Source organism: Vibrio sp. 10N.247.311.14 (assembly GCF_041467715.1).
Classification (GTDB): Bacteria; Pseudomonadota; Gammaproteobacteria; order Enterobacterales; family Vibrionaceae; genus Vibrio; species Vibrio crassostreae_C.
Map to the genome: position 1 here is coordinate 1 of NZ_JBFSVE010000019.1, position 13,905 is coordinate 13,905.

Consider the following 13,905-nt stretch of genomic DNA (forward strand, 5'->3'; position numbering starts at 1 on the left):
GCTTGTACGGTGGTGTGAGAGGACGGAGGCCGTGAGGCCTCCTCCTACTCGATTTTTAGTTTGTTTAGATACGGTTAAACGAGATACGAAGAGCATTCAAGTATTCGTTATCCTCAAGAGGGAGGAACGACCGAGTTGGGGATCTAGCTTTTGATACATAAGTAACGCTCAACGAATTGAAGCCGTTCTTCGACTGGCATAAACGGCACTTCAACCACCTCATAGCCAAGTTCTTGGTAGACTCTTTCTAAAGCGTGGTGAATCTCTAACGCATCCTCAAACGGATAAGGTCTCACATCATCTTGTACATAAATTGAAGCCTCAGGGCGACAGAACAAGGCTTGTGAGTGGTAGCCTTTGCTTGCTTCTCGGTAGGCCGCATCTATCTCTAGTTTCGCCTGAGCCAAGTAGCCACAGATATCTGGAATGGCGCGATCGAGAAAGGCAACGGGATGCTGACTGGCTTGGTCTTTTTGTTCGCTCATGACGGTTAAACATAGGCGAGCAAATCCCGGAAGGTCTAACCAAGGTAAGATACCGTTCTCAAGTTGACTCTGCTGTTCGATTAACTGACGAGAGGACTCAGCGAAAGTGGGGTAACCCGCATCACCCAAGGCATTGATCAGTGTGGTTTTTCCGGCACCAGGGCCGCCAGTAATAATAATTGGGTTCATACGGGCTTATCTTTATTTGTGTCTACGAGCGTTATTTTTGGTTCAACTGAGCTAAGAACTTATCCGATTCGGCGATCGCAGCATTCATCTGTTTGATCGCGTAGGCGATGTCTTTTTCTAAGCTCATAAACTCACCTTGCAGTGAACCGACAGCGCTCGCATTGAGGTTGTGCTTCAAGTAAAGCGTGTTGTCGCGAAGGGTATTGAGCACGGGGTCCATTTTCTTCTCGGCGCGCTTCATTGCTGACAGCATCGTTTGGTAAGACGATTTAGTTTCACGAAGTTTTTGCTCACTTGAGCGGCGCAGTGAATCACTGGTGTAGAGATCTAATTCATTCTGCCACTCTTCAAACAGCGCATCCGACACATCTTCAATCGCAGCAATGCGGTCACTGACATTTTGCGCGGCTTTCTCACTGTCTTGGTATTTATCGTTGATTTGGTTGTACATGTCTTCAAGGTCGCCGCCACTGAAGTTAGTCAGGCTGCTGAGTGCTTCAAGTGCGCTAGTAAACTCTTCCTGAGCATCCTGTTGCGACTCTTTAGCGTCTTCCACTCTATCGACCATAATGTCACGCTTGTGGTAACCCACTTGCTCCATTGCGGAGTAATAAGCTGATTGGCATCCAGTAAGAGCAAAAATAGAGAGGACTATAACTATTAAATAAGGCATCCTAGTTTCCTATAGTTAAGTAACGGAATATTAATTAGGACTATGAACGAGTTACAAGGGAGTTACAAGTTGAAGATAAAAAAGGTCGCCACACTCAGTATTCAGTTTTCTCGCTATCTTTTGGCGCGAATGACGCACGATAGAGTCAACGTGAATGCGGGCTACTTGGCGTACATTACCTTGCTCTCGATCGTACCGATGCTGACGGTTCTGCTCTCTATCTTGTCGTCATTCTCCATCTTTGCAGATGTTGGTATCGTGATTCAAAACTTCGTTATTACCAACTTTGTTCCCGCGTCTGGGGATGCAGTACACGGTGCTTTGTTAGAGTTCGTTGCCAATACCGGAAAAATGACGGCAGTCGGCAGTGTGTTCTTATTCATTGCAGCGCTGATGCTGATCTCGAATATTGATAAGAACTTAAACTACATCTGGCGTGTCGACGAGAAGCGTCGTGCGGTGCTGTCTTTCTCTATGTACTGGATGGTGCTCACGCTTGGACCTATTTTAGTTGGGGCGAGCATTGCAGCCACTTCTTATGTGACATCATTGAGCTTGTTGCAAAACGAGGTAGTGTCTGGCGCCTTTAATACCGTGATTCGCAAACTCCCTTTGATTCTCTCTTTCTTTGCGTTCTTCGGTTTGTACCTGCTGGTTCCCAACAAAAAGATACACTTTTCTCATGCAGCTGCGGGCTCTCTGGTTGCGGCTCTGTTGTTCGAACTCAGTAAGAAAGGCTTCGCGGCCTACATTACTCAATTCCCTTCTTACCAGTTGATTTATGGCGCATTGGCGGCAATACCAATTCTTTTTGTCTGGGTTTATTTGTGCTGGTTGATTGTGCTGGTGGGTGCTGAGGTGACCGCTGCATTGGGTGAGCAGGAACAGTGGAGTGACTCGAAAGAAATGGTACACTCGTCGGATAAAGACAAAATCACAGAGCAAGGAAACAACAGTGATAGCACTGATCCAGAGAGTAAGTGAAGCTGCCGTCCGTGTTGATGGCGAAGTAGTTGGTGAGATTGAGCAAGGCTTATTGGTTCTGTTAGGCGTAGAAAAAGGTGATGATGAAGCCAAAGCTAAACGTTTGATGGAACGAGTGACCACTTATCGTGTCTTTGGAGATGAAGACGATAAAATGAACCTCAACGTGAAGCAGGTAGAAGGTAAGGTATTAGTGGTGTCTCAATTCACTCTGCCGGCCGATACCAAGAAAGGGACTCGAGCAGGGTTCTCTCGTGGTGCTCACCCAGAAGATGCTGAGCGTCTTTATAACTATTTCTCTGACCAGTGTGAATCAGTGTTACCAACGGAACGTGGCCGATTCGCAGCCGACATGAAAGTGTCTTTGGTTAATGATGGCCCAGTGACATTCTGGCTGCAGGTTTAGGCTTAAAGGAATAAGCATGTTTAAACTCATAACACCAACCACCGAAAATCAGCTAAACAAGTATTACCATTTTCGTTGGCAGATGCTCCGTGAACCTTGGCGAATGCCGGTAGGTTCTGAGCGCGATGAATATGACCCAATGAGTCACCATCGCATGATTGTTGATGGTCGTGGTCGCCCGATGGCGATTGGTCGTCTGTATATCACCCCAGATCTGGAAGGTCAGATCCGCTATATGGCGGTGAAGAAATCTCGCCAAAGTAAAGGCATGGGTTCGTTGATTCTAGTCGCACTTGAGTCATTGGCTCGCCAAGAGGGTGCTAAGCGCTTGGTGTGTAATGCACGTGAAGATGCGATCTCATTCTATGAGAAGAATGAATTTGAACGTCGCGGTGAGATTAACGATCAACGTGGCCCTGTGCGTCACCAACAGATGGTTAAGCATCTTGACCCAATGGCAGACGTTCTACGCAAGCCTGAGTGGTGTAATGAGCTTCAGCAGCGCTGGGAACATCAGATCCCGATCAGTGACAAGATGGGCATCAAGATCAACCAATACACGGGTTACCAATTTGAGTGTAGTGCTCAGCTGAATCCCAACTTGAACCCGCATAATACCATGTTTGCAGGCTCTGCCTTTACCTTAGCGACCTTAACTGGTTGGGGGATGACTTGGTTATTGATGAAAGAACGCGGGCTGACCGGTGATATCGTGCTGGCAGACAGTAATATTCGTTATCGTCACCCAGTTGAGCAAAACCCTGTTGCCTCTACTTCATTGGATGGGATCAGTGGCGATTTAGATCGCCTCGCGTCTGGCAGAAAAGCTCGTATCATCATTCATGTGACCATTAACAGTGGCGATGTGGAAGCGGTTGAGTTTACGGGAACCTATATGCTGATCCCTGATTATAAAAAGATACTCTCGACAGATTCTAATGTGAGCGAATAGCCCACATCTAGCACTCCGTTGATTTGGTAAGATATTGATTAAAAGCGCTACTCCTGTGGAGTGGCGCTTTTTTGTTGGCAGTCGTTAATCTCCGAATACTCAGCTTGGGTGAGCTTTCCTGAGATTTGATGACATGGGTCCGATAGGGTAATCGAGAGGGTGTGTTGCTCGGCTTTAAGCAAGTCGAGTTCTCCAGAAGCCTCGCCATTGAGCGTTTGAACCCTTTGTTCGCCTTGCTCTGCTGCTGACGTACCAATAATGTGCATCGGTTCGAGAGTGAAGCGCCCACGGTCAAAATGCGCATTAAGCTCTGGAATTTCAAACACGTTATCAGTCGATGTTTCAGAAAGCTTATCGTTAAAGGTCATCACACCCTGGCGAACGCTGCCAGTGAGTTGCCCTGTGGTTGAGTAACCGAGCATCAGTGAGTCGCCATATAAACCTGCGGCTTGAAGTTCAAACTCGCCATAGCCGGTTGCATCGAGTGGTAATTCAAGTCGCTGCAGCATAGGCGCAATGGGTAACCCATCGGCAGAAATATCTAAGCTCCATGGCTTGCTGATTTGGTTAAAATCGAGCGTTGCATTGGCTTCAATGTAGCCATTCCTGAGTGGTGCAAACAGACGAGTCAGCGTCCATTTTCCTTGTTCGCTATTCATCTCAACCACAGGCTGTGCGCTGAGAATATTTTGGTAGCTGGCATCATTGGCGCTCGCCATCAGCTTCCCTTGCCACAAGCCCAGTTTTCTATCTTGCAGCAGTTGAACTTGATGCCCCTCGACATGTAATCCAGAGACCTGCCAGTAAGGCGTTTGTGCTAGTTGGATAAGTTGGCTGCGTTCTATATTAAGTCGGTTAATCTCGACGTTCTGGAGCTGTGTGAGCCAAGGCAATAGGCGAGCGGCCGGTAGAGGGCTATCTTGGTTTTCGGTAATCCACTTGATGCCTTGCAGGTCGAGCTGCGCCAATTGAATGCTGCTAGGGGCGACTTCGCCATTGAGCTGAACAGTGCCCTGCAGGAATTGAGTATAGAAATCCTCAATCAGAATCCGGTTTGCTTCTAGGTTGAGCTTGAGGCTTGGCTCGATGAACATGTCATCATCAATGGTCACTCCTTCTGCCTGTAGAGAAAAAATGGCTTTCTGTTGTTTCCAGATTTCAAAAGGCAGTTGGATATTTTCTAATGAGGCATCAAAGGCAGCGAGGTGGCCATCTTGCCACTCTACGTCGCTACGCAGAATATCTAAGCTATTGATGTGATTAATCTTAATGCCTGCAACATCCCACTCTTTGCTTAGTAGGTTTTGGGTCTGTTTCTGATTGAGTCGTAAGCCATCGACGGTCACATTCACCAACGACCAATCTTGTTGATATTGTTCAGCTTGCCCAGAAATATTGGCGCCACGCCAGTCAAACGAAGCACCATAAAGGGTGCTGTCACTCGGCTTGAGGTCTAGATCAATCAACAGATTATCGAATGCCTCACCTTGCCAATACAGTTGTGAGGCAGAGAGTTGGGTTTTTCCATAAGGTAGCAGCGAGTTATCGTTGTTCCACGTTGGGGCGGAGATCTGTAGGTCGATGCCTCGCGCATTAAACTCTGGCGTCGAAAAGTCGAGATTGTTGATGGCCAGCTGGTGGAGCTTGATGTTTGGTTGGGTAAATAAAGAAGTCAGTGTTTTTAGATCGTCTGCCTCTAATTGTAGGCCGCTGATCAAAACAGATTCAAAGACCAGTTTGGCCTCTGTCATCGAGCTGGGGCTGAACCAAAGATCGATCTTGTCGATATACAGAGGTGTTTGCTTTTCTGGTTGGCTTTGGGTAATGCCCATTAAGGTGATGTGATAAGGCGCCTGATACTCAACATCTTCAATGAATACAGGTTGTTCAATCGTATGTTTGATAAAAAAGTTGGCAACATCCGCACGGTATTGGGTCTGCAGGCTTAATAGCAGCGCTGCGATAGTTGCAACGGCGATAGCCAACACAATGCCGAACACCATGAATACCTTTTTCATTCCCTGAAAGCCTTAAATTTCAATAGTCTTAAAACAGAGTGGAACAAAAAGGGTCAAGCATCAACAAAAAAGCCCCTCAAAAGAGGGGCTTGCTACAAAAATATCATTTTAAATTGGGCGTTTGCTTTTGGCTAAGCCCGAGCAGATGGTTGGATTAGTCCAGTTGAGGACCAGCTGCAACCAGTGACTTACCTTCAGCGTTGTCTGTGTACTTATCAAAGTTGTTGATGAAGCGCTCGGCTAGATCTTTCGCTTTGCTTTCCCATTGTAGAGGGTCAGTGTACGTATCGCGTGGGTCAAGGATCGCTGGGTCAACATCGTGCAGCGCTAGCGGTACTTCTAGGTTAAACATAGGGATAACCTTAGTTTCAGCGTTGTCGATTGAGCCATCTAGGATAGCGTCGATGATGCCGCGAGTGTCTTGGATAGAGATACGTTTACCAGTACCGTTCCAACCTGTGTTCACTAGGTAAGCTTCAGCGCCTGCCGCTTCCATACGCTTCACAAGCACTTCAGCGTACTGAGTTGGGTGGAGAGTTAAGAATGCCGCACCAAATGCCGCAGAGAACGTTGGCGTTGGCTCAGTAATACCACGCTCAGTGCCCGCTAGTTTTGCAGTGAAGCCAGATAGGAAGTGGTACTTCGTTTGCTCTGGAGTCAGTTTAGAAACGGGTGGCAGTACACCGAATGCATCAGCAGTCAGGAAGATAACCTTTTGAGCGTGACCGGCTTTTGATACTGGTTTAACGATGTTATCGATGTGGTGAATCGGGTAAGAAACACGAGTGTTCTCAGTTTTTGAACCGTCATCAAAATCGATAGAGCCATCGCCACGAACCGTGACGTTTTCTAGTAGTGCATCACGACGGATTGCGTTGTAGATTTCAGGTTCAGCTTCTTTAGATAGACGAATCGTCTTCGCGTAACAACCACCTTCGAAGTTGAAGATACCATCGTCATCCCAACCGTGCTCATCATCACCGATTAGCTCACGCTTAGGATCGGTTGAAAGCGTAGTTTTACCTGTACCAGATAGACCGAAGAAGATGGCTACATCGCCTTTCTCGCCGACGTTTGCACTACAGTGCATTGAAGCAATACCTTGTAGAGGTAGTAGGTAGTTCATCATTGCGAACATACCTTTTTTCATCTCACCGCCGTACCAGGTACCGCCAATGATCTGAACACGTTCAGTCAGGTTGAAAGCGACAAAGTTCTCAGAGTTTAGACCTTGTTTCTCCCAGTTAGGGTTGGTTGTTTTAGCACCGTTCATTACCACGAAATCAGGTTCGAACGTTGCTAGCTCTTCGTCAGTTGGACGAATGAACATGTTCTTAACGAAGTGCGCTTGCCACGCTACTTCAGTGATAATACGCACGCTTAAGCGCGTATCAGGGTTAGCACCACAATAACCGTCGATGACAAACAGGCGCTTGCCAGATAGCTGAGTTGTCACAAGCTCTTTCAGCTCATTCCATACTTCAGTTGTAATCGGTTTGTTGTCATTTTTGCCTTGATCTGACCACCACATGGTATCGCGGGTCGTGTCATCTTTAACAATGTACTTATCTTTTGGTGAGCGGCCAGTAAAGATACCAGTGTCTACCGCAACAGAGCCTAGTTCCGTTACTACGCCTTTTTCGTAGCCTTCCAAACCTGGCAGTGTTTCTTCAACGAATAACTGCTCGTAGCTAGGATTACGAAGAACTTCAGTAACGCCAGTCAGTCCGTGCTTAGTTAGATCAATTTGTGCAGCCTTTGTATGTTCCATAACGGTCATAGGTGCTCCTTGTAGGATATTTTGTAGGGATTTTGTATTAATTTTTTATTGTTATCTGCTCACCATGCTAGCAACGAGACTCGGGGGAAACAGGGATATAGCTCAAAAAATATCCATATTAGCCATGGGGTTTTAAGCGTCTCGTCACATATTGGCCCAACTAGTCTATCCTGTACGCAAACCTTTGCGCTAGGGGCGAGAACATTATTAATTGATTAAAATTAAGCGGTGATTTTATTACGAGATGTTACGGAGTTTGCGCTATTTTGATCACAAAAAAGGCCAGCTGAGGGCTGACCTTTTTGGGGTAAATTACGTGTTTTTGGTACGCCGTAAATTAATGAACCGTATTGCTGCCTTTATCTGCTGCTTCTGCGTACAGTGCATCAACATCATTCTTGTCGAACGAGTAGTTTGTGCCACAGTAATCGCAGTGTAGACCAACGCTTCCTTCGGTGCTTAGGATGTCGTAGATCTCTTCTTGAGCAACGGTAATGATAGCAGCGCCACTTCTTTCGCGTGAACAGCCACAGAAGAACTCAACCGGTTGTGGTGTGAATAGCTGTACTTTCTCTTGGTTGTACAAACGGTAAAGCAGTTCGTTCGCTTCTAGAGTGAATAGCTCTTCGTTTTTCACGGTGTCTGTTAGTTGCTCTAGGTGCTCGAAGTCGTCTGGAGTACCGGTGCCGTCAGGCATTACTTGTAGCAACATACCTGCAGCGTGTGCTTTGCCTTCATGCTCGCCAGTGCGCAGCCATAGACGAGTCTTAAGCTGTTCAGAGTTAGCGAAGTAGCCTTCAAGCACTTGTGCAAGCGTGTCACCTTCAAGACCAACGATACCTTGGTAACGCTCACCTTTCTTAGGATCGATGGTGATCACTAGGTGGCCTTTACCCATTAGGTCGTGTAGGCCAGCATCATCAGCAATCTCGCCTTCAAAGCGAGCGACACCGCGGATCTTTTGGTCGTGATCGCCATTGATAACTGCTAGAGATACTGGGCCGTCACCTTGCAGCTGCATCGTGATAGAACCTTCAAACTTTAGGGTCGCCGTTAGTAGCGTCGTTGAAACCAGTAGCTCACCCAACAGCTTTTGTACTGGAGCTGGGTATTCCTTGCTAGAAATAATCTGTTGGTACGCTTCGTCCATCTGTACCAATTCACCACGTACTGATAGGTCTTCAAATAGGTAGCGATTTAAAACATTACTTGTAGACATTGGGTCTGCCATTTGGCTATTCCTTCTAGCTTATTGAGTCTTGAACTTGATGATGTCACGACGTTGCTTTTTATCTGGGCGACGTTCTGGTGCTGGGCTATGAGCATTTAGCTTGCGCTGTTGTGCAAACTCTTCTCTTTTTGCCAAGCTTTCGGTGGTTTCTTCATAGAGGGTTTGAGCGATCGGAGCTCCACCACGATGGGCTGAGATTTTCTCGATCGTTACCGTCTTTTCTTCATTACCTTGGCGCAGTGTAATCACAGCCCCAAGTTCGACAATTTTACTTGGCTTGCTGCGCTGACCATTATAGTGGACTTTGCCACCATCGACCATGTTGCGAGCAATAGACCGGGTTTTGTAAAAACGAGCTGCCCACAACCATTTATCGAGTCTGACAGCTTCATTAGCAGTTTTCATATAGGGCTGTGCCTTATTAAGTGAGAAATGAATGCGGTTTAACTGTAACGAACAGTGCGCAACATGTTTTTGATGATGCTTATCACATTAAGTAGAAGCTTAAAGTGGAGGCGGTTGGCATTTTTTTCAAGTCATAATACAAAATAGCCATGTTATGCCGATTTATCGATTTGCTATGATATAGTTCAGGATCTTATTGCTTAAATAAGCTTGGTATCGAACGAATGAATAAAAAAGCTGAAAGTTTAATGATTTGCAGCGTTTGTCGTCATGAAAAGGGACTAGGAAAGTGAACTTTTTAGAGCTCAAAAATCGCGTAGGGAATTCTCCTATGTTGAGCCGCTTATTAGAGAATGGATTTGTACTTCAGCAGAAACTAAGCTTAGCGACCTGTTGTGTATTGATTGCAGCTTCCGCATGGATCTTAGGGCAGCTTGCATGGTTTATCGAACCTGCTGAGCAAACTATCGCGCCTTGGACAGCAACGGCTTCATCGTCTTCAGCACCTCAATCGACCCTTGATATCTCTTCTTTGCAGCAGAGCAACATGTTTGGTGCTTACAACCCAAGCACGCCCGCTGTGGTTGAACAGCAAGTTATCCAAGATGCGCCTAAGACGCGATTAAACCTCGTTTTAGTGGGTGCAGTCGCGAGCTCGAATCCAAAACTGAGCTTAGCGGTGATCGCCAATCGCGGCACGCAAGCGACCTACGGAATTAATGAAGAGATTGAAGGCACTCGAGCCAAGTTAAAAGCGGTATTAATCGACCGCGTTATCATTGATAACTCAGGACGAGACGAAACCTTGATGCTTGAAGGTATTGAGTACAAGCGTTTGGCTGTATCAGCGCCTGCGCCACCTCGTAGCTCTTCTTCGGTTCGTGGTAATAATCCGGCTTCAGCAGAAGAGAAGCTTGATGAAATTAAAGCGAAGATAATGAAAGATCCGCAACAAATCTTCCAATATGTTCGACTGTCTCAGGTGAAGCGTGACGATAAAGTGATCGGTTATCGTGTGAGCCCTGGCAAAGATTCAGAACTTTTTAACTCTGTTGGGCTCCAAAACGGAGATATTGCCACTCAGTTAAATGGACAAGACCTGACAGACCCTGCTGCTATGGGCAACATATTCCGTTCCATCTCAGAACTAACAGAGCTAAATCTGGTGGTCGAGAGAGATGGTCAACAACATGAAGTGTTTATTGAATTTTAAAACTTTGCGTCTAACGAAGGACGAAAGTGTAGGAGAAGTACGTGAAGCATTGGTTTAAGAAAAGTGCATGGTTATTGGCAGGAAGCTTAATCTGCACACCCGCAGCCATCGCGAGTGATTTTAGTGCCAGCTTTAAAGGCACTGATATTCAAGAGTTTATTAATATTGTTGGTCGTAACCTAGAGAAGACGATCATCGTTGACCCTTCGGTGCGCGGAAAAATCGATGTACGCAGCTACGACGTACTCAATGAAGAGCAATATTACAGCTTCTTCCTAAACGTATTGGAAGTGTATGGCTACGCGGTTGTCGAAATGGACTCGGGTGTTCTTAAGATCATCAAGGCCAAGGATTCGAAAACATCGGCAATTCCAGTCGTTGGAGACAGTGATACGATCAAAGGCGACAACGTGGTGACACGTGTTGTGACGGTTCGTAATGTCTCGGTGCGTGAACTTTCTCCTCTGCTTCGTCAACTAAACGACAATGCTGGCGCGGGTAACGTTGTGCACTACGACCCAGCCAATATCATCTTGATTACCGGTCGTGCGGCGGTAGTGAACCGTTTAGCAGAAATCATCAAGCGTGTTGACCAAGCGGGTGATAAAGAGATTGAAGTCGTTGAGCTAAAGAATGCATCAGCGGCAGAAATGGTGCGCATTGTTGATGCTCTAAGCAAAACCACAGATGCGAAGAATACGCCTGCATTTCTACAGCCTAAATTGGTTGCCGATGAGCGTACCAATGCGATTCTTATCTCAGGTGACCCTAAGGTACGTAGCCGTTTAAGAAGGTTGATTGAACAGCTTGATGTGGAAATGGCAACCAAGGGCAACAACCAAGTAATTTACCTTAAATACGCCAAAGCAGAAGATTTAGTCGATGTGCTGAAAGGCGTGTCGGACAACTTGCAATCAGAAAAGCAATCTTCAACCAAAGGCAGCTCATCGCAACGTAACCAAGTGATGATCTCCGCTCACAGTGATACCAACTCGTTGGTGATTACCGCACAACCGGACATCATGAATGCGCTTCAAGATGTGATCGCACAGTTGGATATTCGTCGTGCTCAAGTATTGATTGAAGCCCTAATTGTCGAGATGGCAGAGGGTGATGGCATTAACCTTGGTGTGCAATGGGGTAACCTTGATACTGGTGCTGTGATTCAGTATGGCAACACAGGTGCGTCAATCGGTGGCGTAATGGTTGGTTTAGAAGAAGCGAAAGACACTGAAACGACCACCGCAGTCTATGATGATAATGGCGCCTTTTTGCGTAATGAAACGACCACAGAATCCGGTGACTACTCAACGTTAGCTTCTGCTCTTTCTGGCGTTAATGGCGCGGCAATGAGCGTAGTGATGGGTGACTGGACTGCCTTGATCAGTGCAGTAGCGACCGATTCAAATTCAAATATCCTATCTTCTCCAAGTATCACCGTGATGGATAACGGCGAAGCGTCGTTCATTGTGGGCGAAGAGGTGCCTGTTTTAACTGGCTCTACCGCAGGTTCAAGTAACGATAATCCATTCCAAACGGTTGATCGTAAAGAAGTGGGTATCAAGCTTAAAGTGGTGCCACAAATCAACGAAGGTGACTCGGTTCAGCTGCAAATAGAACAAGAAGTATCGAACGTATTAGGCGCGAACGGTGCGGTTGATGTGCGTTTTGCTAAGCGTCAGCTAAATACCTCAGTGATTGTTCAAGACGGTCAAATGCTGGTGCTTGGTGGTCTGATTGATGAGCGTGCATTGGAAAGTGAATCTAAGGTGCCATTCTTGGGTGATATCCCATTGCTAGGTCACTTGTTCAAATCTACCAGCACTCAGGTTGAGAAAAAGAACCTAATGGTATTCATTAAGCCAACCATCATTCGTGATGGCATGACAGCCGATGGTATCACTCAGCGTAAATACAACTTCATCCGTGCTGAGCAGTTGTACAAGGCTGAGCAAGGGCTGAAATTAATGGCAGACGATAACATCCCGGTATTGCCTAAATTTGGCGAAAGCATGAATTACCCGGCTGAACTTCAAGCCTTCATTGATCAGATGGAAACAGAATAATGGCTGAATTGGTAGGGGCGGCACGTACTTATCAGCGCTTGCCGTTTAGCTTTGCGAATCGCTATAAGATGGTGTTGGAGTATCAACATCCAGAGCGCGCACCGATACTTTATTATGTTGAGCCACTGAAATCGGCGGCGATCATTGAAGTGAGTCGTGTTGTGAAAAATGGTTTCACGCCACAAGCGATTACTCTCGATGAGTTTGATAAAAAACTGACCGATGCTTATCAGCGTGACTCGTCAGAAGCTCGTCAGCTCATGGAAGACATTGGTGCTGATAGTGATGACTTCTTCTCACTAGCGGAAGAACTGCCTCAAGACGAAGACTTACTTGAATCAGAGGATGATGCACCAATCATCAAGTTAATCAATGCGATGCTGGGTGAGGCGATCAAAGAGGGTGCTTCGGATATTCATATCGAAACCTTTGAGAAATCACTGTCGATCCGTTTCCGTATTGATGGTGTGTTACGTGATGTGTTGGCGCCGAGCCGTAAACTGGCTCCGCTGCTCGTGTCACGTGTAAAGGTTATGGCTAAATTGGATATTGCGGAAAAACGCGTGCCACAAGATGGTCGTATTTCTTTGCGTATTGGTGGCCGAGCGGTTGATGTTCGTGTTTCAACCATGCCTTCTTCGCACGGTGAGCGTGTGGTAATGCGTCTGTTGGACAAAAACGCCACTCGTCTAGACTTGCACAGTTTAGGTATGACAGCAGAAAACCATGAAAACTTCCGTAAGCTGATTCAGCGCCCACACGGCATTATCTTGGTGACCGGCCCGACAGGTTCAGGTAAATCGACGACCCTGTACGCAGGCCTGCAAGAACTCAACAGCAATGAACGAAACATTTTAACCGTTGAAGACCCGATCGAATTCGATATCGATGGCATTGGTCAAACACAAGTGAACCCTAAGGTTGATATGACCTTTGCGCGTGGTTTACGTGCGATTCTTCGTCAAGATCCCGATGTGGTAATGATTGGTGAGATACGTGACTTAGAGACCGCAGAGATCGCTGTTCAAGCCTCTTTGACCGGTCACTTAGTGATGTCGACCCTTCACACCAATACGGCAATCGGTGCAATTACGCGTCTGCGTGATATGGGCATCGAACCCTTCTTGATCTCTTCTTCGCTGCTGGGTGTTTTGGCTCAGCGCTTGGTTCGCACCCTGTGTAACGACTGTAAAGAACCTTACGAAGCGGATAAAGAACAGAAAAAACTGTTTGGGTTGAAGAAGAAAGACAGCCTAACGCTTTACCATGCCAAAGGGTGTGAAAGCTGCAGTCACAAAGGCTATCGAGGCCGTACTGGTATTCATGAGCTATTGATGATTGACGATTCGGTACAAGAGCTGATTCACAGTGAGGCTGGCGAACAGGCGATTGAGAAAGCAATTCGTGGCACAACACCAAGTATTCGAGATGATGGCTTGAGCAAAGTTCTGAAAGGGGTAACGTCCTTAGAAGAAGTGATGCGCGTGACCAAGGAAGTCTAGT

12 protein-coding genes are annotated in these 13,905 nt (G+C 46.6%); 6 read left to right on the plus strand and 6 right to left on the minus strand.

What is annotated here, in order from left to right; translation table 11 throughout:
• Positions 1-143 precede the first annotated feature (143 nt).
• Entirely contained in the window at positions 144-674 is a 531-nt protein-coding gene (locus AB6F11_RS08960) for an AAA family ATPase (RefSeq protein WP_102394594.1), read from the minus strand.
• Positions 675-705: 31 nt separating this feature from the next.
• Positions 706-1,347, minus strand: a complete 642-nt coding sequence (locus AB6F11_RS08965) for a DUF2959 domain-containing protein (RefSeq protein WP_102394593.1) — start codon at positions 1,345-1,347, stop codon at positions 706-708.
• Between the two features lie 42 nt (positions 1,348-1,389).
• Here AB6F11_RS08965 and AB6F11_RS08970 point away from each other — a divergent pair, with 42 nt between their 5' ends.
• From AB6F11_RS08970 to AB6F11_RS08980, 3 genes are read left to right on the plus strand one after another with little or no spacing between them, the layout of a single operon-like run.
• Complete coding sequence (locus AB6F11_RS08970; protein ID WP_019826491.1) at positions 1,390-2,331, plus strand: virulence factor BrkB family protein; 942 nt, start codon at positions 1,390-1,392, stop codon at positions 2,329-2,331.
• A complete protein-coding gene (dtd, locus tag AB6F11_RS08975; protein WP_004735590.1) occupies positions 2,303-2,737 on the plus strand; it encodes a D-aminoacyl-tRNA deacylase in 435 nt (144 codons plus the stop codon). Before AB6F11_RS08970 ends, dtd begins: the two co-directional genes overlap by 29 nt.
• Positions 2,738-2,753: 16 nt before the next feature.
• Positions 2,754-3,689, plus strand: a complete 936-nt coding sequence (locus AB6F11_RS08980) for a bifunctional GNAT family N-acetyltransferase/hotdog fold thioesterase (RefSeq protein ID WP_102394592.1) — start codon at positions 2,754-2,756, stop codon at positions 3,687-3,689.
• 47 nt (positions 3,690-3,736) lie between these two features.
• On the opposite strand, the gene AB6F11_RS08985 is transcribed toward AB6F11_RS08980, so the two are convergent.
• The 4 genes from AB6F11_RS08985 to hslR all read right to left on the minus strand — a co-directional run bounded on the left by AB6F11_RS08985 (position 3,737) and on the right by hslR (position 9,123).
• A complete protein-coding gene (locus tag AB6F11_RS08985) occupies positions 3,737-5,707 on the minus strand; it encodes an AsmA family protein (protein ID WP_102394591.1) in 1,971 nt (656 codons plus the stop codon).
• A gap of 154 nt (positions 5,708-5,861) precedes the next feature.
• Positions 5,862-7,487: a phosphoenolpyruvate carboxykinase (ATP) gene (gene pckA, locus AB6F11_RS08990; RefSeq protein ID WP_017062492.1), complete on the minus strand. Its 1,626-nt coding sequence runs from the start codon at positions 7,485-7,487 to the stop codon at positions 5,862-5,864.
• 337 nt (positions 7,488-7,824) lie between these two features.
• Positions 7,825-8,718: an Hsp33 family molecular chaperone HslO gene (hslO, locus tag AB6F11_RS08995; protein WP_102394590.1), complete on the minus strand. Its 894-nt coding sequence runs from the start codon at positions 8,716-8,718 to the stop codon at positions 7,825-7,827.
• A gap of 18 nt (positions 8,719-8,736) precedes the next feature.
• Complete coding sequence (hslR, locus tag AB6F11_RS09000) at positions 8,737-9,123, minus strand: ribosome-associated heat shock protein Hsp15 (protein WP_017062490.1); 387 nt, start codon at positions 9,121-9,123, stop codon at positions 8,737-8,739.
• A 331-nt stretch (positions 9,124-9,454) separates the two neighbouring features.
• On the opposite strand from hslR, the gene gspC reads away from it, so the two are divergent.
• From gspC to gspE, 3 genes are read left to right on the plus strand one after another with little or no spacing between them, the layout of a single operon-like run.
• Positions 9,455-10,336 (plus strand): type II secretion system protein GspC, encoded by an 882-nt coding sequence (gspC, locus tag AB6F11_RS09005; RefSeq protein ID WP_017062489.1) that lies wholly within the window; start codon positions 9,455-9,457, stop codon positions 10,334-10,336.
• Positions 10,337-10,377: 41 nt separating this feature from the next.
• Positions 10,378-12,402 carry a type II secretion system secretin GspD gene (gspD, locus tag AB6F11_RS09010; RefSeq protein ID WP_102394589.1) on the plus strand — a complete coding sequence of 675 codons (2,025 nt, stop codon included), beginning with the start codon at positions 10,378-10,380 and terminating at the stop codon, positions 12,400-12,402.
• Positions 12,402-13,904, plus strand: a complete 1,503-nt coding sequence (gene gspE, locus AB6F11_RS09015) for a type II secretion system ATPase GspE (RefSeq protein WP_102394588.1) — start codon at positions 12,402-12,404, stop codon at positions 13,902-13,904. The genes gspD and gspE overlap by 1 nt, the downstream gene beginning before the upstream one ends.
• Position 13,905 lies beyond the last annotated feature (1 nt).